This is a genomic window from Brevibacillus sp., assembly GCF_003521185.1.
Classification (GTDB): Bacteria; Bacillota; Bacilli; order Brevibacillales; family Brevibacillaceae; genus Brevibacillus; species Brevibacillus parabrevis.
This window is the reverse complement of the sequence record NZ_DOTK01000049.1, coordinates 210,524-236,248: the sequence shown is the minus strand read 5'-3', so window position 1 is coordinate 236,248 and position 25,725 is coordinate 210,524. Positions and strand designations below refer to the sequence as shown.

Sequence of the window (25,725 nt, the reverse complement as noted above, 5' to 3'; positions counted from 1 at the left end):
AACTCCCGTCTTTCAAAATATTTGAACAGGTAAACTCTTGTTGACTAGGATACTCTACGAAAATGATTTTAGGCAAGAGAAATTTTCGCTTTTTTTGGAATTGTACCAAACGGGTCGTTTTTTGACCCGCTTGAGCTGTTCCGATGATATGATAAGCACGAAGCTGAAAACGAAGTCGGCGCGTAATTGAAAAAGTTTCGCCCATTCGGTAAAATATTTTTTATAGGAATCGCGATAAGGGGGAGATTGCATGTTGGATACTCGAATTGTCAAGCTGGCGGAGAACTTGCTCAGCCATTCCGTGCGATTGGAGGAGAAGGAGACGCTGTTGATTGAAGTGCGCGGCGAGGGGCACGCTTTGGCCAAAGAACTGGTCAAGCAAGCGTACGCCAAGGGAGCCTATCCGTTTGTTCGGGTATTGGACCCGCAAATCCAGCGCGAGTTGATGATGGGAGCAAGTGCGGACCGTGCCGCTCATTTGGCAAAATGGGAAGAGCCGATGTTCAAAGATCTCGATACGTACATCGTGATCAATGGCCCGTCCAATGACAGCGAAATGGCAGATGTTCCGGTTGAGCGCCGCCGTGCCCACCAAAGCGTCATGCAAGAGTTGAACGATTACCTCGTAACGAACGTTCGCTGGACGCTGCTCAACTACCCGACGACAGCGATGGCCCAAAGCGCCAATATGTCGACGGAAGCTTTCGAGGATTTTTATTTCGATGTGTGCTCCCTTGACTATAAAAAGATGCACGAAGCGTTTCTCCCACTGAAGGAATTGATGGATCGCACGGACAAGGTACGCCTGGTCGGACCGGGAACGGACTTGCGCTTCTCCATCAAGGATATCCCGAACGTCATTTGCTCCGGACTGCGCAACATCCCGGACGGTGAAATCTTCACGGCGCCTGTGCGCGATTCTGTAAACGGCAAAATCACATTCAACACTGCCACAAGCTATATGGGCACGAAGTTTGAAAATGTGAGCCTGACATTCGAGAACGGGAAAATCGTCGAGGCGATCTCCAACAACACGGAGAAGCTCAACCAAATTTTTGACACCGATGAAGGCGCGCGGTATATCGGCGAGTTCGCGATCGGGGTGCATCCGTACATTTTGAATCCGATGAACGACATTTTGTTCGACGAGAAGATTGCGGGCAGCTTCCACTTCACGCCTGGCCGTGCCTACGAAAATGCGGATAACGGCAACCGCAGCCAAATCCACTGGGATATGGTGAACATCCAGCGTCCTGAGTACGGCGGCGGCGAAATCTGGTTTGATGACGTTCTGATCCGCAAAGACGGCCTGTTTGTCCTGCCAGAGCTGCAAGGGCTCAACCCGGAAAATTTGAAAGGCTAACAGCGAGCGGGAAAACCATCGTGCAATCGCATGGTGGTTTTTTTATGCGCGGATTTGGAGTCGCCGTCAGCAGGGAGGAGGGGAATGGGGCGCGGCGGGCGTCCTTTTGTTACAATAGGAAAAAAAGCATGGAACAGAGGGATTAGCCGTGAGTCGCAAAGACTGGATGGAATACATCGTCAAAGAAGAAGACAGCGGAATGAACGTCGAACAAATTGTCCGGCAAAAACTGAGCGTATCGGGACGAATGATGCAACGGCTGACGAGAAGCAAGGGGATTTTGCTCAACCGTAAACAGCCCTTTTTGCAGCGTCAGGTGAAGGTCGGGGATGTGGTCGCTGTTCGCGTAGTCGATCGGCAGGAGCAGGCAGAGCAGTCCTCGCAGCTTTCTGCACCGCCGTTGCCACCTGCCAGCCACGTAGTTCCGGTCGAAATTTTGTATGAAGACGATCATTTGTTGATTGCCAACAAACCCGCGGGTTTGCTGGTGCACCCAACCAAGCCGGAGCATACCGAAACATTGTTACATTCGCTGGCTGAGCGGTTTGCGAAAAACGGGGAGAGTGCGAGCATTCATCCGGTGCACCGTTTGGATAAAGACACATCTGGAGCGATTCTGGTGGCAAAAAGCAGCTACGGTCACCAGCTGGCTGATCGGGTGCTGCGCGAAGGGGGCTTGCACCGCGAATACTTGGCGGTGGTTAGCGGGCAACTGCCGCAGAAAACTGGGACGATTGACGCGCCCATTGGCCGCGATCCGCGCCACCCGAGCAAACGGCGCGTGACGAATGACGGAGATCATGCGGTTACCCATTACGAAGTCAAGCAGGCGTCTGAGGGGATGACGCTTGTCCGGGTCTGGCTGGAGACAGGGCGAACGCATCAGATCCGGGTTCATTTTGCCCACCTCGGTCACCCGCTGGCAGGCGACACGATGTACGGCGGAGCGAGAGGGCTGTTGCGAAGACAGGCTCTGCACGCGGCAAGCCTGCGCTTTTTCCATCCCTTGCTCGAAAAAGAGCTGGTTGTGGAAGCGCCAGTGCCAGCAGATATGAAGCGGCTGATTCAGGCGGAATTTGTCTAGCGAGCTGCTGTATCTCCTGGCAGTTGTCGATGGCATTCAAACGGCAAAGCGCAAAAGCAAGTTGGAACATGGGTGAAAACGAAGCTGGCAGGACTCGCTCTGCCGGTTTTTTTGTCGTACAGAAGAATAGGCAGTTGAACAACGTAACAGTGTTATGTTACATTGATTTTGGAGGTGCTTCACATGGACCCTAATCTCATCTCGAAAAAGGAGCTGCTGGAGCTGACAGGAATATCGTACGGGCAACTGTACCGCTGGAAACGGAAAAACCTGATTCCAGAGGACTGGTTCATCCGGCGCGCCACTTTTACGGGGCAGGAAACTTTTTTCCCGCGTGAGCAGATCATGTCCAGGATCGCCAAAATCATTCACATGAAAGACGATCTGTCTCTGGATGAGCTGGCAGACATGTTCTCCCCTCATTTGGCGGGGACGAAGCTCACTTATGACGAGCTAGTGGAGCGAAACATTGTTTCTGCTAACACATTGGAGTTGTATACGAAGTATCAGGGCAAGCCGGAAGTGTTCTCTTTTGAACAAGTGTTATACGTCTACGTGCTGAATCGGCTGCTGATTACAGGCGAAATGAGTCTGGATGAGAGCGGCGGGCTTTTGCAAGTGCTGTGCGATCACTATCCGAGCTTTGAGGGCAAGCCTTGCGAATTGATTTTTGTGCGAAAAATGGGGATTTCGACGTTTGTGCTGGTGCCTGGTGCTACAGAGGTACACTTTGACAGCGGCGTGAAAATCGTGTCCCGACTGAATTTGGCTGCATGTATCGAAGAGTTGAAAGCAAAAATGTAGCAGAATAGGGGATGAAGGCGATGAACGAAAACAAACCGGATCTCGTCATTCACGGTTCCGTGAATGCATCGGGTGGCGTATATAACAAAGTGGATGTCCAAGGCTTTGGCAAAATCAAAGGGGATGTGGAGTGCGAGACACTGCATTGTGCAGGGCATCTCAGCATTACAGGGAATGTCCGGGGAGCTTCGGCAAAGGTGGAGGGAAACGCGTCGATCAGCGGCAAAGCTGAGCTGGACACGATCGAAGTATACGGTCAGCTCGACGTGAATGGAGACTTGGCTTTTACCAGACTCAAGGTCGATGGAAACACGAAAATCCACGGCAGCATGACGGGAGAAGAAGTGAAAGTGCGCGGGATGCTGAAGACGACAGGTGACTGCGAAGCGGAGGTATTTTCCGCAAAAGGCGCTTTTACAGTCGGAGGCTTGCTGAATGCCGGACGAATTGAAGTTCACTTGCACGGCGGTTGTGAGGCCAAAGAAATGGGCGGGGAGTACATCGAGGTTCGCAAGGCAGGAAGCAGTACGCTCAACAAGCTGTTGAAACACATTTTTAACAGTGCGCTGGCCTTGTCTGTAGATAGCGTGGAGGGCGACGAGATTTATTTGGAATACACGCGTGCCAAGGTCGTTCGCGGAAAAAATGTGGAGATCGGGCCGGGCTGCGAAATCGATCTGGTCGAGAGCTCCGAAGACTTTCGTCTCGATCCAGGCTCTCTGGTGAAACAGCATGTAAAACGGTAATGCCGGAAGCGGCCACTCCCACTTTCCCGGAATGCGTCGGGATGTTTTTTCTCAAAAAAACAAGCTTGCGCAGAGCTTGTTTTTTGTTTGGATGATGCGGCAGCAAATTGTTTTTCAAATAGCGCATGCAAGTATTTACATGCATACATGATCGGGATATAATGTGCGTGGAAAAATAGGAAAATGAAAGCAATTGCTTGCATGGCTTTGGAGGTGCGTTATGGATCAGCCCCATATCGAATACGTTTCTGGAGGGAGGGGTGAGGAGCAAGAGACACGAGAACGGATTTTGTCTGCCGCCCGCCAGTTAATGGCGCAAAAAGGTTATAAAGGAGCAACGACCCGCAAAATTTCTGAGCTGGCCGGAGTCAACGAAGTGACGATTTTTCGCCATTTCAAAACAAAGGTGGCGATACTGGAGGAGCTTCTTAAAGACATTCTCGAAGTGCGGGAGCAACTGGAGCAAGGCTTGCAGGGCGAGTTTGCCAACGTCAAGGAGATGCTCATTACTTATGCCAGGACGTACTATCATTTGCTGGTGGAGCGAAAAGAAATATTGATGATTTGCATCGTCGAAGCGGATAATCACCCGGAGGTCGTCAAGCTGTTCAGCAGCCTGCCGATGACGGCTGTGGAAGTGCTTGGCAACAAGCTCACCGAGTTTCAGGAGCAGGGACATTTGCCCAAGTCTGATCCGTGCACGGCAGCCTTGATGTTCATCTCGACGTTCTTTTATGCGTTCATGGCTAAATATCGGGTCGGTCTCGATGTGCCCATCATCGACGACGAAGAGCAATTGTATGAACATGCGTCAGAAATTTTGCTGCAAGGAATCAGAAGGGTCTAAACATACAAAATCGTGTGATGGTACATAGGAGCGGGGGAAGTCATGATGAGAAAATGGCTTGTATCTGTAATGATGATTGGATTGCTCGCAACGACGGCATGCAGTGAGCAGCAGCCTGCGGCAGCACCGGAAAAGGAAGTCAAACAAGTCGTAGTGGCGGCTGTCAAAAAGGAGCAAGCAGTAACCGTGACCGAGCTGTCCGGAACATTGGAGCCTTTGGAAGAAGCGGTCGTGTCTTTTGAGGTAGGCGGGCGGCTTGTCGAGATGGCCAGAAACGAAGGCGACAAGGTCAAGGCCGGAGAGGTGTTGGCCCGCGTAAATGCCCAGGATTATTCGCTCCAGGTCGCTTCCTCCAACGCAGCGGTACAACAGAGCGCGGCCACTTTGAGCAAAGTGAACAACGGAGCCAGAGAGCAGGAAGTGACTCAGGCGCGCTTGCTGGTGGAAAAAGCAACGGTCGCCTTGCAAAAAATGCAGGATGATTTCAAGCGGATTGAACAGCTCTATCAGCAAAAAGCAATCTCGCAAAGCGAGTTTGAGACGGCTCAAAACGGACTGACGATCGCGCAAAAAGATTTGCAAAATGCCCAGCAGGCGTACTCGCTGGTCACACAGGGCGCTCGTTCGGAAGACAAGGAACTGAGCCGCGCTACATACAACCAGGCTGTGATTGCCAAGGAAGCAGCCGCCAGCACACTGGCCAAAACACAGCTTCGTTCCCCGATCAATGGAACGATCATCGCCAAGTTCACTTCCGCCGGAAACCTGGTCGGCTCCGGCACCCCGGTTTATAAAGTGGGCAATATCGATACGTTAAAAGTCGTGCTGCCCGTACCAGACCGCGAGATAGCTACCTGGAAGGAAGGCGAGGTCGTTTCGCTGGACTTGTACGACCAGAAACGGGATGGCAAAGTCACGAAAATTTTCCCCGCTACGAATCAGAGCACGGGAACAATCGGTGTAGAAGTGCAAATTGCCAACCCTGCGCATGACTGGTTTGCCGGGCAAGTGGTGAAGGCGACCAAGACGATCAAAGGACAGGTCGGCATCTATGTTCCGGTAGAGTCAGTCATCAGCAGAGGAAAAGACGACGCCCATGTGTTTGTCGATGCTGCTGGGAAGGCACTGAAAACAAAAGTGGAAATCGGACAGATTGCAAGCGACAAACTGGAAATCAAGAGCGGGCTGAAAGAGGGGGACCAACTGATCGTCAAAGGTGTCGACCGTTTGTTTGACGGAGACCCGATTGAGGCGACAGGAGGGAAGCAGCCGTGATCAAGTACATCGTTGCGAAGCGCAAGATCACCCTGCTGTTTTTCATTATGGTGGTGCTGGTTGGCTTCCTCAGCTTTTTCCAGCTTCCCAAGCAAGAGTCACCTGATATTATCGTCAATCTTGCTACAGTGACGACGATTTACCCGGGAGCTTCGCCGGAAAAGGTGGAGCAGACCGTTACCAAAAAGCTGGAAGAAAAAATCAACGAGCTTCAAGGCTTGAACTACGTATCCTCGACTTCTTCGCTTGGCGTTTCTTTTATCATCGTGGAAGCGAAAAGCGACGTTGACCCGAAGCAAAAATGGGATGAGCTGCGCAAAAAGGTAAAGGACGCTGAGGCGGATCTTCCGGCGGACGCCAAACAGCCGATCATCAACGACGACTTGAATCGCACATTTGTCCAGACGTTTGCCGTTACAGCGGATACGCAGGAGCAACTGTACAGCATGCGTGACATGTTCAAATCGTGGAAAGAACAACTGCGGACCATTCCGAACGTGGCAGATGTCCAGGTGGAAGGCTTGCCGAAGCAAGAGGTTCACATCGAGGTCGATACGCAAAAGCTCAGCCAGTTCGGGATTACGTGGGGCCAGGTAATGATGGCCGTCAAACAGGAAAATGAAAAAATTCCGCTCGGCGATTTGACCACAGACAAACGTACGTATCAGTTGAAACTGGCCGAAAATGCAAATGTCGATGAGCTGAACAAAGTATTGATTGCCCGAACACCGGAAGGCTTTCCGATTTATTTGAAGGACATCGGCCAGGCAAAAATGACGACAGAGACGGTCAAAACGACGTCTTACTACAATGGCAAGCCATCTATCTCCGTAAGCATCAACGCGGAGACAGGAAGCGACGTGCCATCGCTGCAAAAGCGCGTGGACGAAATGATGCTGACTTTGGACAAATCACTTCCGGCTGGGGCGGAAAGACATTCGATCTACAGCCAAAATGAGCGCGTAGATGAGCTGTTCAGCGATCTTACCCGGGAAATGATTATCGCCGTGATTGCCGTCTTGCTGGTCTGCACATTGGGACTGAATCTGATCACTTCGTTCGTCGTGGCATTGGCGATCCCGATCTCGCTGGCAGTAGGGCTTTTGTTCCTGCCGTCGCTGGGAATTACGATGAACATGATTTCGATTGTCTCGCTCATCATCGTGCTCGGGATTTTGGTGGATGATGCTGTGGTGGTCAATGACAACATCGAACGCCGCCTGTCCGTGTTGGGCGAAAAGCCGCTGGCAGCAGCGGTCAACGGCGCCAAGGAAGTGTCCATTTCCATCGTAACGGCGACTTTGGCGACGATTGCTTCCTTTGCTCCGCTGATGTTTTTGAATGGGAACGCAGGTCAATTCATTCGCCCTGTACCCGCGATTATTTCATTGACGATGCTCGCGTCCATGGTGATGTCTTTGACCATTATCCCGATTTTCCGTCAGTGGTACGAGACGCGGCGAAAATCAGGTGTCGAAGGATACCGCAAACCGGCTGGACTGTTGGGCAAGCAACTGACACAGCTGACAGGCTGGTACGCCGGCAAGCTGATGCCCAAAATTCTCAAGCGTCCGCTTATGGCCGGGATGATTGGCGTTTTGATCGGGACGGCTGCTTACGGTTTGGTTCCGCTTACGCCTGTCCAGTTGTTCCCGAACGATGACCGTCCGCAATTTTTGGTCGATATTCGCATGCCAGTGGGAAGCAGTCTGGAAGAGACGGACCGAGTCGTGCGCGGCGTATCCGATTGGGCTATGAAGCAGCATGGCATTGAATCTGTCGCTTCCTATGCCGGGAGCAGCGCACCGAAGATGTTTGGTGGAGATACCGATGCGGGAAGCGGTATCACTGTCGGTCAGCTCGTCGTGCATTTCAATGAGAAAGAAACGAAAGTTGAAACCATATTGGAGCCTTGGACAGAAGAGTTCAAGAAGCTGTACCCGGAAGCGACTGTCTTGCCTAAGCAGTTAGAGGCGGGGCCGCCTGTCGGCAAGCCGGTAGTCATCCGCGTCTACGGCGAAGATATTGAAACGCTCCGTTCCCTGTCTGCGCAAATCAAAGACAAGGTCGCGGGGATTTCCGGAACTTTTGACGTGCAGGATAATTTCGGCGTAGAGCGCTACACGCTCGAATTTGTCGTCAACAAAGAGCTAATGGAGCAAAAATTGGTCAATTACACCGATTTGTCCACGACGCTGCGACTGGTCAGCGAAGGCATTACCGTCAGCGAGTTTGACACGGGCGATGAGCTTGTCGACATCAAGATGTTCCTGCAAAAAGGCAACGAAGACCCGGCGCTGTTGTTCCAACGACTCAGCATCGCCAATGCGCGCGGCGAGCTGATTCCGCTGTCGCAGCTTGCAGAAGTTAAGCCTACGTTCAGCACACAGGCGATCCCGCACCGCGATTTGTCGCGCAGCGTTACGATCTCGGCCGATGTGAAAAATCGCACGGCTACAGAAGTGATGACGGAAATCCAGCCTTTGCTCAACAGCATGTCTTTGCCAGAAGGCTATCGCATCGACATCGGCGGAGAAACTTCCGAGCAGACGGACATCTTTATCGATATGGGCAAACTCTCCATTATCGTAGTATTCCTGATCCTGATTTTGATTGCGATGCAGTTTTACTCGCTGACGATTCCGGTGCTGGTGATGAGTACCGTCTACTTGGCGGTCGCAGGCAGTCTGATTGGATTGTTCGTGACGCAAACGCCGCTCGGCTTCATGACGATGATGGGCGTGATTTCGCTGTCGGGAATCGTCGTGCGCAACGGCATCGTGTTCATCGAGTTCATCGAAGAGGCGCGCCACGCGGGGGTAGAGTTGAAGCAAGCGGTCATTTCAGCAGGCGAGGCACGATTGAGACCGATTTTGTTGACCTCGTTTACCGCCGTAGCTGGCCTCATGCCACTGGCTATTTCCGGTGACGTCCTGTTCAAGCCGCTCGCGGTGACGATCATTTCCGGCCTGTTGTTCTCAACGCTTTTGACACTGATTGTCGTGCCGTCCTTCTACACGGTATTGACTCAGCGCAAATTGAAAAAGCAGGCGAAAAAAGCGGCAAAACGTCCGGACTTGTACGGTCCGGAGGCAGAAATGATGTAAGGAAATAACAGCAGCGGCAGTCTCTCGCGCGATTGGGCGAAGAGCGTGCCGCTGCTTTTTTTATGAAGCGTGCAAAAGCAAAAGCAAGCGGGGCAGGAGGGCATCGGTTATAGCTCAGATGCCTGTGTCCTTTTCGCTCTGCGCCAACCGCTGAACAAAAGCATTGGAATCGACACGGCCAGCAAGAGTGCGCAAAGAGCGGAAAGCGACTGGAACAGCCAGCCGTACTCTACTAGCCAGGGAATTTCATGCAACGGCATGTTTTTCATCAGTGGCAACGTCGGGACTAGCATGGCATCTGCAAAAATGTGCAGGACGATCGGCGCGCCTAACCCCCAGCGCAAGGCGGCAAAGGCCCAAAGGACTCCGATCAGAAAAGATTCAAACAGGGTGCCGAGTCCATGCCCGGGCACGTGATAACAAGCGAACAGGAGCGACGGAACGATGAGGTAAAGCCATTTGGCATACCCGGGCCACTCTTTTCGGGAATAGAGGAGGGCGAGCAACAGCAACGGGATGCCGCGAAAGACCAGCTCTTCCCACAGAGGATTGTGCCAGGTGGCAAACACGAGCAGGTTTGCTTTGCCTGCCAGCTCCTGTGAGCCGATTGGCTGTAGTTTCGACCAACCGCTGATTGCCTGAAATGTCGCACCGCCCGCTTTTGCCAGCAAAAATCCGGCCAGAATGAACAGAAACGCTTCGACCAGGCTGCGTTTTTGTGCCAGACGAATCATGCTCAGCGTGTATACGAGCGTAAAGACAGCAAAAATAAACCAGCCAGGGAGTGGAACAGCCAGCTTCCACGCTGATTTTGGCCAGAACAGGAGCGTTACGGATACGGTTTCTTGCCAAAAGCCTGACTCGATGAATTGCCCCCAGGAGACGATCAACGGCAGCAAAAGTACAATCAGCAGCAAACTGCCAGGTAACGGATTGGCGGACATCAAGCGAAAAGCGTTTTTCATCATGTTGCGACCCTCACATTGTTCAAGATTATTTTCTTTAATCCTCCTATTTATCCAATGATTGGTCTATACTAAAGGCACATTCTTCAGATTCTTTTAAGAGTTTGCTTGTGACAAGAAACACGTCCAGACGTGTGATATGATAGAGTGAGACGATACTGTACGCAGAGAAATATAGAGAGAGAACGCAAACAGGAAGGGAGTGTCCAGGATGCAACAGCCCCAGCTGCTTCATGAAGAAAAGGTATTCAAAGACCCTGTCCACCGCTATGTCCATGTGCGGGACAAATTCATATGGGACTTGATCAACTCGCCAGAATTTCAACGTCTGCGCCGGGTCAAGCAACTGGGCACCAGCTTTTTTACCTTTCACGGTGGAGAGCACAGCCGGTTTAACCATTCGCTTGGCGTGTACGAGCTGATGCGGCGAATTTTGGAGACGTTTGAAGGCCGGATTCAACTGACGTACGAGGAAAAGCTGCTCTGCTTGTGTGCTGCTTTGCTCCACGATGTCGGACATGGTCCGTTTTCGCATTCCTTTGAAAAGGTGTTCAAGTACCACCACGAGGACTGGACGCGGGCAATCTTGCTCGGCGATACGCAAATCAACCGGATTTTGCGCCGTTTCGATGAGGAGTTCCCGAAAAAGCTGGCAGAAGTGATCAACAAAACGTACGACAACAAGCTGATTGTCAGCCTCATTTCCAGCCAGCTGGACGCAGACCGCATGGACTATTTGCTGCGAGATGCCTACTACACGGGTGTGAATTACGGAAACTTTGAGATCGAGCGCATTTTGCGAGTCATGCGACCGCAGGAGGACGGCATTGTTTTCAAGTTCAGCGGCATGCACGCGGTTGAGGACTACATCATGTCGCGCTACCAAATGTATTGGCAAGTATATTTCCATCCGGTGACGCGCAGCGCGGAAGTTGTGCTTTGCAAAATTTTCCAGCGGGCCAAATGGCTGTTTGCCACAGGGTACAAGTTTTCCCAGGAGCCTGTCATGCTGCTTCCTTTTTTGACGGAAAAGGTGGAGGTGGCCGATTATTTGGCGCTGGATGAATCGGTGATTTTGTTCTACATGCAGCTTTGGCGCAAGGAAGAAGACACTATTTTGAAAGATTTGTGCGCCCGTTTTTTGGACAGGAATCTCTTCAAATACGTCGAATATAATCCAAGAGATTTTCGCTTGCTGGCAGAACTGAAAGAACAGTTCATTGAGGCAGGGATCGACCCGATGTATTATTTGGAGGTAGACACGACCTCCGATCTTCCGTATGATTTTTACCGTGCCGGAGAAGAAGAGGAGCGGATTCCGATCATGCTCCAGATGCCTTCCGGCGAGCTGGTAGAACTGTCGCAGAAGTCTGAGATTGTACAGGCCATTAGCGGAAAGCGCCGATTTGACTACAAATTGTACTTTCCATTGGATAAAGTCATGGCTTTGCCGGGGGAGCTATCCCGGAAGATTCGAGAACGTCTGGGAGTGATGGAGGATGCTTAATCGTCACGCCAAGATCATTCGTCTGATCGAAATTGTCGGCGAAGTGAGCGGGCGAAAAAAATTGCAGAAAATGGTGTACATAGGAAAACATCTGGAGATGGATTTCGATGAGCGCTACGAGTTTCACATGTACGGTCCGTATTCGGAAGAGCTGACACTCAGGGTAGATGAGTTGTGCAACATGGGGCTTCTGGATGAGCAGGTGGAGAGCAAGGGCGCCATTCACATGTACCGCTACTCGCTTAACGAAACGGGGCGAGATTTCCTCCGGTTTCACGAGGTCGACTTTGGCTTGGGAGAGCGAGCCATCTTGCGCATGAACGAAGAGAACTCCCGTTTTCTTGAACTGGTATCCACTATCTTGTACTTCAACCATTTGCCCTACGAAGAAATGAAGGGCAAAATTTTTACTTTTAAGAGCAAACAGCGCTATTCCGAGGAAGAAATCCGGAAGGGACAGGCTTTTATCGAGGAACTGCGTTCTTTGATGCACGGAGACGGCACGGAATTGAACTGATGTAAAATGTTTTGCATAAACGAACCAGCACGGCGTACGAACTTCCAACAGTTGTGGTACGTCATTTTTTTTGTCTTTTTTCGCGGGTTTTTAAATCAGGGAACTGTCTGTCAAGTCGACCACAAAGCGGGTCGGCTTTTTTTGTCTCACAATGACGCCGCATAATACGGGCATCGTTCTTTGACAAAAACATAGCCAGTCCGTTTTCAATTTAGCCCGTGTGGAAGGAGCGAAGAAAATGAAGAGAGTTCGGCACGGATGGTGGTGGAGTGTGCTCGGTAGCGTTATTTTGCTTGGCGCGTTGATTTTATGGAGTGGTGGGCTAGGTACGAAGGAGGCGAAGATCGTCTACGTTTTCAGCAACAGTTGTGGATATTGCACAACGTTTACGCCCACGTTTGAAAAGGTGGCAAAAGATTATCCACAGGAATGGGTGGCACGACTGGACATCCAGAGGGACCGGGAGCTGGATGAAGCCATGCGTTTGGGAGCGCAGGCGACGCCCACGGTTTTTATCGTAGACGGGGAGCGGGTCATCGACAAACTGGAGGGGGACGTGCCGGAGGCGTTGCTGCGAAGCTTTTTGCAAAGAAACCTGGAGCGGGATCTTTCGATAAATGGATAAAATAGGTAAAATGTCTGGTAATAGGGAGGGGATAGGCGTGAAACTGATTGGAAAAACGTTGTGGACAAGTCTGTTGTTAGTGGGGATCGCGGTGGTGCAAAACGGTGGCAGCGAAAGCGAAGTTCTTCGTCTACATGTAGCGGAAGCAGCAGCAAAATCCGCACCTGCCTCTGATTATGCCAATCATCCCGCCAAAGATGCCATTTCGCACGGCCTGCAAAAAGGCTACCTCTGGAAGTATCCCGACGGCAAATTTCACCCTGAGCAAACCGTGACCCAGTCGCAATTTGTAGCCAGCTTGGTAGCGATCCGGCAAGTAAGCGAAAAAGAGTCTGTACCAGCCCTTCCTGCGGACCATTGGGCCAAAGACATCTACGAGCGCGCACAAAAGGCAGGAATTTTGGCGAATGTGCCCGTCAATCCGAACAAGCTGTTGACGAAGGAAGAGGCGGCGTTGCTGGTGTTTAATGCGTGGAAGCCGTTTCGGGGGGAGAAAAATCCGAATTTGTCCAATACTGGTGCATTGATTACTTGGGGCTGGATGAAGGCGGCACCAAGCGGGCAGCCCAAGTTCAGGGAGGACTTGCCCCTATTGCGGGGGGATGCGGCGGAGATTTTGCGGTATTTGTGGACGGATAAGTGGCAACTGGAGCAGGGGGCGAAGTATGCTGAGGAGTTTCATAGGAGTTTGAAGATTGTTAATGGCAATATTGTGGGGAAGGTGCCGAAAGGGGATGGGGATTTTATGACAAGGGCATTATTTGTTACGAAACAAAATTCAAGGGCTATTTTTTTAAATGGTGAAAATTTTGTAGTTCCATTAAATCAAGTTGATTCATTGTCATTCACAATTATTAATACGAGAGATTCTACTGACGCAGGAATTTACCTATATACTAAGTTGCCAAAATTAGAAAGATACAAGAATGATCAAATGTTTCATACGCCGCGAGGGAAAAGTGAATGAGAAGAAATCGGAGGAAAAGTAAAAGGTTTACTTTATCTGTTTTTTCAATCATCCTTTTGTTCAGTGTTATAACATCAGGAAGTAATTTCGTGAGTGCTTCTCCAAACTTGCATGAAATTAATCTAGCGACTGTTGATGCAAATAAAGAGCTTGCGCCAAAAGGAAGGTTTGACATTCTTTCCATTTCAAATATAGTAGGACGATTAGGGGCAACTATTTCAAGAGTTGAAATCGATAATGTTAGAGATGAAGCAAAAGTATTAGGTTTTGCCGATACAGATAAAAAAGCTGATAGAGGATGGTATTACGTAGACGGGAATGAGGCGGCATACTGGATTGGTCAATTAAAAGGGAATCCTAGCTTTATTTTAGGTGGGAATGCAAATATCTATAGTAAAACGGTATTTAGTAATGAAGTGCCCACCTTTCAACCCTACCAAGCCTACAACCTAGCCGAACTAGCCACAGCCTCCGGCGGAGCTGGCTACACCATTGGAGACAATCTCGAACCAAACGGGAATGGCTACATATCCGTAGGCCATTTCCGCACCACCCCTCAACCGACTGGACAAGTCAGCACTAACAAAACCAAATACGAGGTCAACGAACAGGTGACCATTTCGGCGAATGCCACGGACTATTCTTACTATGACCGTGGCATTCTTGTTTGGAGTTTGTCCGTTGTCAACAAAACTACCGGGCGAGGCTACCACTCCTTTGTGACCAACGAAGAAATTCGCGATCAGAGCGGGTACGTGCCTGTTGTAAGCGAAACTAGCACCCCGAAGCCATTTGTATGGACAAACAGCTACCAATACAAGCCAGTGGAAGCGGGTCTCTACGAGGTAACACTGACGATAACCGACAGGCATCACCGCTCCCGCCAAGGCTCGCCCAGCATCAACGTATCGACTCCTTACACGTACCAATTCACAGTAGGAGACGCATCGCCGATCGACCCGAAGCCTCCCGTTGATCCGGAGCCCTCCGGCTGCAAACGCACGACGATGGACTTGCGCATTGAAGAAGAGAAGACAGTCAGAGAGTTGCTGGGGGTAGCCGATCAGGGAGAGACTATCACTGTCGAGAAGTATGCCACGATTATCGCCACGGCGAAAAAGCCTGGTTCGTTTACGAAAAATGGTGTCGCTATGCAAACGGGAAGTGGCGACAATCGCAAAGTTGGCATCACGGAAGCGCCTGAATCTGGCACATTCAAAATTGCCTATACGAGCGAAGACAAAACAGAATGTTGGGAAAAAAGCATTGCCGTCAAAAGAGGGGGCCAGGGAGTCGATCAATGCCCAATCGTTATGGTGAACGGCAAAGCGCTGTCAAGCGGTGCAACCATTGAATTGTCTCCGGGAGAGGAGATCAGGTTCAAGTCCACTTATCGGGACGCAGCCGGAGAAGTCAACCCGGCGTCCATTTTATGGGATGTGACAAAGCCTGACGGGACTGTTGAGACATTGCCCAGGCGAGACAAGGGTGACCGCGCAGGATGGGTTACTTATAATTCCGATACATTTCAGCTTCCCTATACAGATGAGGTTGGCGAGGGTGTGACTTTGGACAAGGGAAAAACATACCGCGTGAAACTGAACTATAATCAGGTACTCTGGAGAGACAGGCCGGAGTGCGACTGGCAAATTACGATCAAAATTCGCGACATCAGCTGCTCAATCGCAGAACAGGAACGAATACGTTTCAAAAGATACGGGGAGCAACCTTCGCAGTTCCCGCCGGGCGGGGAGAGCTTTTCTGATTTCAAATTCATTCCGTTTTACAAGGAAAACTTTACGCTGACGCCAGAAGGATACCAGACTCACATGCGAGTGGCTGCCAGCAGCTCGGGAACCTGGTATGTGGAGAGAAACAATGAGAAAAAGCCGCTCGGCCAAAAACTAGGGGCGAGTGAGCAGCAAGCCGTTGTGTTGCCCGAAGACATCGAAGTGGGAGAGCAAATCAAACTGGTTTTCATTTCCGAAACCGGATGCATCCGCGAATTTGTCTTTACTGTTCAAGGCTATGGCAGATGTTACAAAATGCTGATCAGTATGGAAACGCTCTCTGGTCAAGAGGCATGGACAAGACCGATACAGCGTGGGGAAACCATTCGGCTTCAAGCGTCTGATTTTCCTGACAAGCGGTACGATCTGATGTTGTTTACATCCGAGGACACGAAAATGAATACGCAATGGCTGGACCCGGTTTCTTTGGAGTGGAAGTTTTCGCGGGACGGCCGGAGCTTGCCTTCTGATAAGCTTCCGGTTGAAAGTCACTGGATACGTCTCCCGGATGATGATGTGACAGACGAAGTGTTGCCAGGTTTGTACATGGTGGCGTTTTATGGCGAGTCCAACGAGACGTGTGACGGTTATATTTTCATTGAGATTGAAGGAGCGGATACGACTGACAAGGAAAATTTGCTCATTCTCAAAGAGAGTTTCGCGATTGCTCCCAAACAGCCGCAAGCAGCTGGGACAACAGGCGTCATTACGTTTCAAATTAAAAATGCAGGCAAACTCAAGCATGATACAAAGCTGGCAGTGAGATGGGACAGCTCGGCGAAAGAAACGATGCTCGATGTAGACGGATTTAAGCCGGGCGAGGTGCGTACGATCAAGGTTCCAACGCAATACCCGCAAAAATCCGAGGATTTTATTGCCCATTTGAACCCGGCCCAAAATCAGCCGGAAAATGAAATGAACTGGGCAGACAACCGGGCAAAATGGCCTGTAAAAATCGTCGGCGGAAACATTCCGCAGCCCCCGGGAGGCGGAGAGGATTACGAAGGCGGGGAGATTGGACTGGAGATTTACGACAGCGATGGACGCCAATTGCAAAAGCTTCCGGTGCATGCAGATGGCGTATGGGAGAGAGAGCCAGCCAAAATTCGCGTCGTGATTGATCAAACGAAAATCAATGAAGGCTATCAAAAGACACAGCAGCAAATCAATCAAAAAATAACGGATTACGCGCAACAGCTTGAACAGTCGGTCAGTGGAGAGGAGATCAAGAACGTCAAAGTGACAGCAAATCCGGGCTGGATCGCCGATGCAAAAAGTTTGGCTGTCTACACACCAGCCACGTTGGACTTGCAAGTAACGGGACCCGGCGTACCTGAACAATGGCAGGTTGCCAGCACTTCCATGGGTGGGGAGTTTGTTTATACAGGGACGATCGTTCCGACTCAAACGACATGGAGACAAGTATTGCAAAATCAGAAATACAAAGCGGAAATTAACGGTTTTGTCATCACGATGAACTACAAAATTGACTTTGCCTTGAGCTATGACGTGTGCACCAAAGACGAGGATGACAACGAGACGTGCGAGGCACAACAAGCCGGCAGCACCATGACAGGCCGTTATACGATCACGGTCAAAGGCGGAGAGCGGCTTTTTGAAGTGTTTGAACCGAATGCGACAAGCTCTGTCCTTCATACAGCCGAATGGGCTGAGTACCACGGGCGTGACCGCTATCCGGACAGTACACCTCTCGATTTTTACGCTGGAGAGCGGATCTTGGCGCGCGTGGAGCTGCAGGATCGACATCGTCACCCGGTCAGCGGACAGTTTCCCCTCATCGCCTCGGCCAAGGCGTGGATATCTGAGACTGGACGGAGGCAGACGTCATTGCAGTCTTTGCTCGATTTGCGCGCTATTTCCAGCCAGCGATGGGGTGGTCCTTCCTATGCGGTTGCCAAGTTGGGGCAGCGTGAGACAGGGGTAGATACTCCTTTGATGGGAGACAAGCAGTACGGATTTGAAAAAGGGGCTTCTTATGAGGTTTACTACCAGGTTCAGTTCCGGTTTGGTGTGAACAAAGGTTTTTCCTACTGGAACAAAACGACAGGACAAGGTCATGAGCATGCAGATTACCGGGTGCCTTTCCGAATCATTGCCAACGCTTGGGAACGCCAAGGTATCCGCAACCACAGCACTCAGTAAATATATTTGCAGCCCTTATCTGTCTTTTTTTACTGTTTGAAGTAGAAAGAAGACAAGGGGGATCACGATGATGACAACGGCCAAGCGCCTGTTCTATTTGTTGATTATGCTTGCGATATGCTGGGTGAATGCTGGCGGAACCGGGTGGGCAAAAGAGCATCGTTTATTCGTTGAAACGGCGTGGGCTTGGGTGGAAGAGGGAGAGATACACTTTCAGGCGCAATTGTCAGCAGCTTCAGAGCAGGTCGAGCTGGCTGTCGTTCAGGAAGGGGAGCGAAAAAGCCGGGCCTTCCGCAACGATGATCGCATTTCCGCTGTTGTTAAGCCTGCTGGCAATCGCCCGCTGATCATCAGTCTGACAGATCGGGACGACGAAGAGTTGTTGGCAAGCTGGCAACTGGATTTGGCTGATCTAGATGTATCTTATGAGGCTGTGTTGGGGTTGAGGCGTGCATCTTGGGACAGGTACGTTGAGGACGGGAAAGACCTGCTGGAGTTAATCCCCGCGTCAGAAGAAGCTGAGATGCACCAGACTGGAGAACCGGATGAGTCAGAGATAGAGGAGCCGGACACAGACGTTTCTGATAGGTCACTGGATGAGCTGGCACAAGCGTTTTACAAAGATTTTGCCCAAAGCGACAAGCCACAAGAAGCCGAATTGCGCAGCAGAGAAGTGATTTTTGAACTGGAGCCTAACAATACCAAGGAAAAAGCGGATTGGCTGTTTGACGCCAAGGATGGCAGGGGGAAAATTGGCACAGCAGGCGACGTCGATTACTGGAAAGTAAAAGGCACGAAGCATGGACGAATGAATGTTTCCTTGCGTGAGGTTCCTCCGGGCCAGGACTATCACGTATACGTATTTGACAATGAGCATAACGAGCTGGGGCGTTCTGAACTTGCGGGAGAGCACGATGAAAGTGTGGAAGGAATCGGCCTGGAAAAAGACCAGTGGTACTATGTCATGGTAAAAGGACATATGGAGTCTCACCATAAAGATTTTTACTATCGACTGCGGGTGGATTTTCTGGCTGATCAGACAGAAGCAAAAGTGGACGAGTACGAGCCGAACAATACGCTCGAAGAAGCTTACGAGCTGCCAGCCAATTTTACAGCTTCTGTGGACGGAAATTTGCACGCCAGTACGGACGTCGATTATTATCGCTACTCGTTCTCGCTTGCCTCGACTTTTACCATTGATCTCAAAGAAATTCCGGCCGGGATGGACATCGACTTGTATGTACAGGACGAGCAGGGGAAGGTACTGTCCCGATCAGAGAAGCCGAGGAATGCCAACGAACAAATCATCATGAACGTCGATCCGGGCAACTACATCATTAAAGTCATGGCGAGCAAGCGATCCGGTTTCACGCCTAATTCTTACAAGCTGGAGATAGCAGCAAAGACCATTCCGGTCATATTGATTCCGGGAATTGGCGGGTCACGCCTCATGGCCGAGGAGGGCGGTCAAGCTTCGGAAATATGGCTTGGTCTTGGAGACAGTTTGGTCGGAATCAATGACCCCAGACATCGGCGCTTGCTGTCGTTGGAGCCGACGACAACAAACAGCGTAGAAGTGCGCCCACGGCAGACGGGAGTATCCATCTATCCGGAACCTGACGATGAAGGATTCAGCGCCATTGAGTATCTCTCTTACTCTCCGCTGAGCCCTGTGCGTGACATGACCGAACAGTATTACAGCATGGTCAAAGAATTGGAGCGAGCTGGCTACAAAAAGCACAAGACTATCTTTGCGATGCCGTATGACTGGCGATACAGCAGCACGAAAAACGCAGCTTTCCTCAAACAAAAAATAGATACCGCGCTGGAACGATCGGGGGCGAGGCAAGTTCAGCTGGTCGCGCACAGCATGGGTGGTTTGCTTACGAGGGAAACGTTGCTCTCAAATGTGTCGTACCAGTCAAAAGTCAAGCGCATCGTCTACATGGGAACGCCATTTCTCGGCTCTCCGCGAGCGTATCAGGCAATCAAATACGGGTACAACTTTTCCATCCCATGGCTGGATGAAGAGACAGGAAAAATCATCTCGGAATACGCACCGGCTGTTTATGAACTGCTGCCTTCCAAAAAGTACTTTGAAACGGTAGGTTTCTTGAAGAAAAATCGCAATGAACCTTACAGCTATCAAGACTTTTTGCAAGATAAAAAAATTCGTCTCGACTACACTCCGCTGGTCAAGCAGGGAGGAGCACTCCATGAAAAGTGGGACAAAAAGACGATCAATGTACCCCAGTATGCGATTGTTGGTACGGGTCAAACTACGTTTCTCGGCTACTACTTTGATGCGTACCACAATGAATGGGTCCCTTATTACGACAATGGTCTTGGAGATGGCACCGTTCCGTACATCAGCGCGAACTATGCTCAAAAGGATATGAAAAAAAGGTACTATGTAGCTGGCGAACATGCCAAGCTGCCTGCCAATCCGGAAGTCATGAAACAAGTGACGCAATTGCTGAAGGGCAACGAGGAAGTTCAGCCTGGTCTACGCAACCAGCTCGGGGGCAAAAGCGCCAAGTATTTGTACTACATTATTTCCAAGGAAGACGGGACCTTTCCAGAGTTGACATTGCTGAAAAATGGAAAGTCGATCAAGCTCGATGCGAATGCAAAAGAAGTGGTGGAAGATTTGTCGATTGAATACCATGGCAACATCGTCGTAATCCATGTGCTCGATCAAGAAGAACTGGAATTTGAACCTCCAACGCCAGCTTCAAACGAACTAGAGACGAAGCTTTTCATCAAGTGCTTTTCGTCCGAGGATTCACAAGAAGATGGGGAAAGCGGCAGGCGGTATCGCCTGGACGGAAATGGCTTAAACGAAGCGCCGGAGGAAAGCTGAAAATGGGATACATGAATAGATGAATGAATAAATAGGCGGAAGTCTGGATTTGTGAATCCATAAAAACGCTTGATCAAGACTTCCAATAGAGCGCCCAAAGCACCTAAGGCAGGAAGGACGAAAATATGGACAATCTGTTTATCTGGCTGCTCCTCGGCCCGTTTATGTACTCGATTGAGTTGGGCGGACCGATTATCGGGTTGCTTGTAACAGGCTACCTGCGGGCGGTTTACGGATTTCGGGGATGGTTGACGTTCGGCGCAGCGTTTCTTGGCTGTTTTTTGTACTACATGATTGCCGTGCCTTCCGATACGATGCTGGGATCGCTCCTGATCATCAAGGCAGCGATGGCGATTCACTCTGCGTTGCTGCTGACTTTGATCATGTGGCTGTTCGACAAGCTCATGAAGCGATATCGTAAAAAGCCGACCGAGGACGGGGAGTCGCTTGACGAAGAAGCAGTGAAGCGCGAAGCAAAAAAATAACCGGGCACATGGGCAAATTGCGTCACTGTAGGTTTCCGAGTAGAATAAAGAAAGGAGAATATGTGTCTGGAGGGCGTGTAAATGGATATTTTCGATAACAAAAAAGGCGGCTTTACCATCATGAGCGGCAAAACGGACGTTCATGGCGGATTCGGCCAAGGGGTACTCGATCTGGGGGCTGTATCGTCCGTCATCATCGATGGAGATGAAGCCTACATCGACATGGGGGCGCTGCATGCAAAAAGCTCGATTGAAAAAGGCATCAAATGGACGATGAACAAAGAAGAAGTACCGAACGGCAAGCCGTACTGGGTGGTGTGGGTAACCGTTGACCGCAATGAAAATGGCCCGTATTACGCAGGGGCGACTGCTTGTTACATGGAAATCGATCGGGAAGCGCGCCGTGGCTACAAAATTTTGGCGGATCATGTGAATCGTATGGACTATTCCATGAAGCGCCGGATCATGTTGACCGAGCTTGGCGACAAAGAAAAAGCTGCTTTGAAAAAATTGCTGATCGAAAATAATGCAGCCATGTTCGATAATTCCACGGAGGAATTAAAACAAAATTTGTCCTAAAGCTGGAAATCGTGAACGGTCTGTGAACAAATTGTGAAATCAATTGTTACCAGAATTGAAGTCAGGTAAACTTATTTCCATATCTGTGTACATGTACACTGGGTCAACAAACAGGGAAAGAGCCGTCACTCTTTCCCTGTTTGCGTTCAGGCAAATTGTGAACATGATGATCCGGTGATTGCCGATAGAAGATTTTTTTACTGGTCATGGTTTGCGCTGATAGCGGCACACTAAAGAGGCTCGACCCAAACTGTCTGACGGAAGGGGCGGTACTCATGAATGAAGATCCGCGTGAACAGGAGCAATCCCAGGATCATTTTGTGAAACACGGCGGGGTTCATTTTCGGACGCATGTGGAACCTGCTGAAATCAACAACTTTATCCGCAAGCTCCCGGCAGGCAAGCGGGAAAGCTTGTTTGAAGTATTGGAACAGCTCGATCAGGCCGGGATGATTAGTATCGTCAACGACCATGTCTTCACCGACGGAGATGGCATCGTAGGCGGCGGAGACAGCCAATCATTAAAGTGATGAGCCAGGCATTGAAATGATGAAACAAAAAAAGGACGTACTCTTTGCGAGCGCGTCCTTTTTTCGTTATCGGTTATTGATCCGGCTTCCACCAGCTGCCCATCCGTTGCCAGAACGTCGAAGAGTCGGGCGCAGGCAGCGGCGTAGGTGTTTGGTTGGGAGGCAGATGATCTGTGCAGTAATCTTGTGGCTCCGTGCCACTGGCAAAGTAAAACAGCTGTGGAGTCGGGCAATGTTCGGTAGCCAACTTTCCTGACGCTGGATCGATGTAGACGGAAACCACTCCGGCGGGCATATCGAAGAGGGCGGGAGGCTGGCCTTTCAGTGCGCTCTCCATAAAGCTCGCCCACACTTTTTTGGACAAATACCCTTCCTTTACATCGTCCACCTTTTGATTTTTGTCGTAGCCTACCCACACCGTGGAGACTAACTGAGGGGTAAAACCGCTTAGCCAAGCGTCATAGTCGGTCGACCCCGTCTTTCCGGCAACTGGCCGATTCAATTCATTGGCGACGCGGAATCCGGTTCCGCCGCGTTCAAACACGCCTTGCATCATATTCACCAACAGAGCAGAGGCGACAGGATCGGCCACCCGTGTTTTCTGCGTAGTTTCTTGCACCAAAACGTTTCCTTCGCTGTCTTCAATCGATGTAATCGCGATTGGCTCAACCGCTTCTCCTTTGTTGACGATGGCCGCGTAGGCTGCATTCAACTCCAGAGGTGAGACGGGGGAAGTGCCGAGGGCGAGAGAAGGAACAGCTTGCAAAGGACTGCTGATCCCCAAGCTTTTCGCCTGCTCGACGACTTTTTGCGGGCTGAGAAAATCAATCGTTTTGACCGCGTAAATGTTGTCAGAAGTCTTGATCGCATCGCGCATGTTGATCATCGCGTTCGCATATCGTCCGCCGAAATTGCTCGGGATATATTGTTTGTTATGGTCATAGGTGAAGACCGTCGGCTCGCTTTTCATCATCGTCAGCGGCGTGTAGCCGTTTTGCAAGGCCGCCAAATACATGATCGGCTTGAAGGAGGAGCCGGGCTGTCTTTTGCCCAGCACGCGATTGTACTGGCTTGTTTTATAGTCGCGTCCGCCCACCATCGCTTTGATGTACCCGGTAGCAGGGTCCATGGCGACCAATGCGACCTGCAAATTCGGATTGTCTTTCGGCAGTGTGGATGCGATGATTTCCTCTGCCTTTTTTTGCATCACCGGATCAAGCGTGGTGTGGATTTTCAAACCGCCATGGATGAATTTTTCTTCATCGATGCCGTACTTGTTTTTGACCAGACTTGCGATGTAATCACGGAAGTAAGGCGCTTGTTCGGTTACGTTTTCCGTAGCGCGCTCCTTTAGTTTGATTGGTTCCGCATAAGCCGTTTCTACTTCTTTTGCCGTGAGCGTGCCATCGCGCTCCATAGCTTCGAGAATCAGCTTCTGCCGCGATTTTGCCCGCTCAAAATCAACGAAAGGAGAGTAATAGGTCGGTCCTTTGGGAATCCCGGCCAGCATGGCGCTTTCCGCCAGAGACAAGTTTTTGGCGTCCTTGCCGAAATACGTTTGGGCGGCAGCCTGAACTCCGTAGGCAGAATGACCATAGTAAATCTGGTTCATGTACATTTCCAAAATTTCATCTTTGCTGTAATTCAGCTCCAGTTGAATCGCGAGCAAGGCTTCCTTGATTTTTCGCTCCCATGTTTTATCCAGGCTTAAATACAGATTTCGTGCCAGTTGTTGGGTAATCGTACTGGCTCCCTGGCGCATGTCCATGTTGATCACATCGACGTAGGCAGCCATGGCCAGCCGTTTCCAGTCAAAGCCGTAATGCTCCCGAAATGAACGATCCTCGATCGCGATCGTTGCGTTGATGAGGGCAGGCGATATTTCCTGAATGGGCACGGAAATGCGATTTTCCCCCCGGTGCATCGTGTCCAGCACGTCTCCGGTAGCTGCGTAAATCGTTGTCGTCTGCTTGACGAATGTTTCAGGAAGCGGTTGCGAACGCAAGTACAAGATCAAGAGCAAGATGGCAAAAGATAAGCATAAAAGGCTGAGTATGGAAAATTTTACAAATTTCTTGGCCCAGCGAAGATAACGCAACAGGGAAGGGTCACGAATGACTTCCATTTTGCCTCTCCTCCTTTCTATTGTTTGAACGAACAAAATAGTCGTGACAGTTTCCCCGCTCTTTGGGGGAGAAAAGCGTTGGTCGCAAGCGTTTTACGTCCCAAAAGACGTTTTTCGCAGAAACGGGGACGGTTGTGTGACAAGCGAAAGCGTCACATCTGCCGTCAAGCCCCCGCCGCGTCTTTTCACAGAAACGAAATAGCTGTTTGACAAGCGAAAACGACACCTCCACCGCCATAACCCTTGCCGAGTTTTTTCGCAAAATCCGCTCTGAGCAGCAAAAGCAGCCACGTCCTCTGACATAAAAAAACAGCGCGACGTTTCCACAAAAAACGGGACATACTAAGGGACACAAATGATACTTCTAGTATGGGTCAGCTGTGTACTGGATAAACTTGCCTGTCGCATGAAAAACGAGCGCGAGGACGGGTTTTTGGCCTGTCCAGAAAAAAAACTTGCTTTTTGATTGGCAGCTACTATAATTTTCTTGTTATATTGTATTTTCATGCGGTTAATTGAAGGAGGTTACATAACCATGAATATGGAATTGTGGTACACCGAAAAACAAACGGAAAATCACGGGATAACAACGAAAATTACTGATACCCTATACAGTGAGAAATCCGAGTTTCAACAAATCGATGTCATTACTACCAAGCAGTTTGGTCGCATGTTAGTACTCGATGGCATGGTTATGACCACCGATGTCGATGAGTTTGTATACCACGAAATGATTTCTCACATCGCTCTCAATACGCATCCAAACCCGAAAAAGGTTCTGGTTGTCGGTGGCGGCGACGGTGGGGCAATCCGTGAGATCGTGAAGCATGCAGCTGTGGAAAAAGCAGTTCTGGCTGAAATCGACGGTGGCGTAATTGAATCCTGCAAAAAATATTTCCCGGAAATTGCGAGCGCACTGACAGGCAACCCGCGTGTCGATGTGCAAGTAATCGATGGCATCAAACATATTCATGACCACAAAGGCGAATACGATGTGATCATGGTTGACTCTACAGAGCCAGTTGGCCCAGCGGTAGGTCTGTTTGAAAAAGGCTTCTACCAAGGCATTCACGATGCGTTGAAACCAGACGGCATCATGGTTGCGCAAACAGAATCTCCATGGTTCAACCGCGATCTGATCAAGCGCGTGTTCAAAGACCTGAAATCGATCTTCCCGGTAACCCGTCTGTACACTTGCAGCATCCCTACTTATCCATCCGGTCTGTGGAGCTTCACCATCGCTTCCAAACAACATGATCCGCTGGAAGTAGATCCTGCAAAAATCAAAGATCTGGGCACCAAATACTACAATGCGGAAGTTCACCACGCTGCTTTCAAACTGCCTAACTTTGTGGCTGAGCTGACCCGCGACTAATCGGAGGA

Annotated in this window: 19 protein-coding genes; 17 read left to right on the top strand and 2 right to left on the bottom strand. The window is 50.3% G+C overall.

Annotated features, from left to right (window positions below; translation table 11 throughout):
* Positions 1-250: 250 nt before the first annotated feature.
* From DEP07_RS16335 to DEP07_RS16305, 7 genes are all read left to right on the top strand, one after another.
* Positions 251-1,363 (top strand): aminopeptidase, encoded by a 1,113-nt coding sequence (locus tag DEP07_RS16335; protein ID WP_173599048.1) that lies wholly within the window; start codon positions 251-253, stop codon positions 1,361-1,363.
* A 148-nt stretch (positions 1,364-1,511) separates the two neighbouring features.
* Positions 1,512-2,447, top strand: coding sequence for an RluA family pseudouridine synthase (locus DEP07_RS16330; RefSeq protein WP_274874490.1), 936 nt, complete (start codon positions 1,512-1,514; stop codon positions 2,445-2,447).
* A gap of 183 nt (positions 2,448-2,630) precedes the next feature.
* Complete coding sequence (locus tag DEP07_RS16325) at positions 2,631-3,251, top strand: YhbD family protein (protein ID WP_173599046.1); 621 nt, start codon at positions 2,631-2,633, stop codon at positions 3,249-3,251.
* 20 nt (positions 3,252-3,271) lie between these two features.
* Positions 3,272-3,997: a polymer-forming cytoskeletal protein gene (locus DEP07_RS16320; RefSeq protein WP_229049764.1), complete on the top strand. Its 726-nt coding sequence runs from the start codon at positions 3,272-3,274 to the stop codon at positions 3,995-3,997.
* A 220-nt stretch (positions 3,998-4,217) separates the two neighbouring features.
* Positions 4,218-4,844 (top strand): TetR/AcrR family transcriptional regulator, encoded by a 627-nt coding sequence (locus DEP07_RS16315; protein WP_063228934.1) that lies wholly within the window; start codon positions 4,218-4,220, stop codon positions 4,842-4,844.
* A gap of 42 nt (positions 4,845-4,886) precedes the next feature.
* Positions 4,887-6,119 (top strand): efflux RND transporter periplasmic adaptor subunit, encoded by a 1,233-nt coding sequence (locus tag DEP07_RS16310; RefSeq protein WP_173596346.1) that lies wholly within the window; start codon positions 4,887-4,889, stop codon positions 6,117-6,119.
* Complete coding sequence (locus tag DEP07_RS16305) at positions 6,116-9,226, top strand: efflux RND transporter permease subunit (RefSeq protein WP_217022102.1); 3,111 nt, start codon at positions 6,116-6,118, stop codon at positions 9,224-9,226. The genes DEP07_RS16310 and DEP07_RS16305 overlap by 4 nt, the downstream gene beginning before the upstream one ends.
* Before the next feature lie 107 nt (positions 9,227-9,333).
* Here the strand turns inward: DEP07_RS16305 and DEP07_RS16300 are convergent, their stop codons facing one another.
* On the bottom strand, positions 9,334-10,194 hold the full coding sequence (locus tag DEP07_RS16300) for a CPBP family intramembrane glutamic endopeptidase (protein WP_173599044.1): 861 nt from the start codon (positions 10,192-10,194) through the stop codon (positions 9,334-9,336).
* A gap of 208 nt (positions 10,195-10,402) precedes the next feature.
* On the opposite strand from DEP07_RS16300, the gene DEP07_RS16295 reads away from it, so the two are divergent.
* The 9 genes from DEP07_RS16295 (at position 10,403) to DEP07_RS16255 (ending at position 22,217) form a co-directional block, all read left to right on the top strand.
* The gene (locus tag DEP07_RS16295) at positions 10,403-11,698 is read left to right on the top strand and encodes an HD domain-containing protein (protein ID WP_173599043.1); all 1,296 of its coding nucleotides are present in this window, start codon (positions 10,403-10,405) and stop codon (positions 11,696-11,698) included.
* Positions 11,691-12,215, top strand: coding sequence for a YwgA family protein (locus DEP07_RS16290; protein WP_063228939.1), 525 nt, complete (start codon positions 11,691-11,693; stop codon positions 12,213-12,215). Before DEP07_RS16295 ends, DEP07_RS16290 begins: the two co-directional genes overlap by 8 nt.
* A 238-nt stretch (positions 12,216-12,453) precedes the next feature.
* Positions 12,454-12,840 (top strand): thioredoxin family protein, encoded by a 387-nt coding sequence (locus DEP07_RS16285; protein ID WP_173596349.1) that lies wholly within the window; start codon positions 12,454-12,456, stop codon positions 12,838-12,840.
* Between the two features lie 37 nt (positions 12,841-12,877).
* Complete coding sequence (locus DEP07_RS16280) at positions 12,878-13,807, top strand: S-layer homology domain-containing protein (RefSeq protein ID WP_345742697.1); 930 nt, start codon at positions 12,878-12,880, stop codon at positions 13,805-13,807.
* A gap of 416 nt (positions 13,808-14,223) precedes the next feature.
* Entirely contained in the window at positions 14,224-17,760 is a 3,537-nt protein-coding gene (locus DEP07_RS16275; protein WP_287102724.1) for an ABC transporter permease, read from the top strand.
* A 67-nt stretch (positions 17,761-17,827) separates the two neighbouring features.
* Entirely contained in the window at positions 17,828-20,623 is a 2,796-nt protein-coding gene (locus DEP07_RS16270) for a lipase/acyltransferase domain-containing protein (protein WP_287102723.1), read from the top strand.
* A 125-nt stretch (positions 20,624-20,748) separates the two neighbouring features.
* Positions 20,749-21,108, top strand: coding sequence for a hypothetical protein (locus tag DEP07_RS16265; protein ID WP_287102722.1), 360 nt, complete (start codon positions 20,749-20,751; stop codon positions 21,106-21,108).
* Between the two features lie 81 nt (positions 21,109-21,189).
* A complete protein-coding gene (locus DEP07_RS16260) occupies positions 21,190-21,687 on the top strand; it encodes a YwhD family protein (protein ID WP_122962554.1) in 498 nt (165 codons plus the stop codon).
* Between the two features lie 275 nt (positions 21,688-21,962).
* The gene (locus DEP07_RS16255) at positions 21,963-22,217 is read left to right on the top strand and encodes a hypothetical protein (RefSeq protein ID WP_122962555.1); all 255 of its coding nucleotides are present in this window, start codon (positions 21,963-21,965) and stop codon (positions 22,215-22,217) included.
* A 73-nt stretch (positions 22,218-22,290) separates the two neighbouring features.
* On the opposite strand, the gene DEP07_RS16250 is transcribed toward DEP07_RS16255, so the two are convergent.
* Positions 22,291-24,342 carry a transglycosylase domain-containing protein gene (locus tag DEP07_RS16250; RefSeq protein WP_287102721.1) on the bottom strand — a complete coding sequence of 684 codons (2,052 nt, stop codon included), beginning with the start codon at positions 24,340-24,342 and terminating at the stop codon, positions 22,291-22,293.
* Positions 24,343-24,883: 541 nt separating this feature from the next.
* Between DEP07_RS16250 and speE the strand changes: the two genes are divergently transcribed.
* Entirely contained in the window at positions 24,884-25,717 is an 834-nt protein-coding gene (speE, locus tag DEP07_RS16245) for a polyamine aminopropyltransferase (RefSeq protein ID WP_063229042.1), read from the top strand.
* The last annotated feature ends 8 nt before the right edge of the window (positions 25,718-25,725 follow it).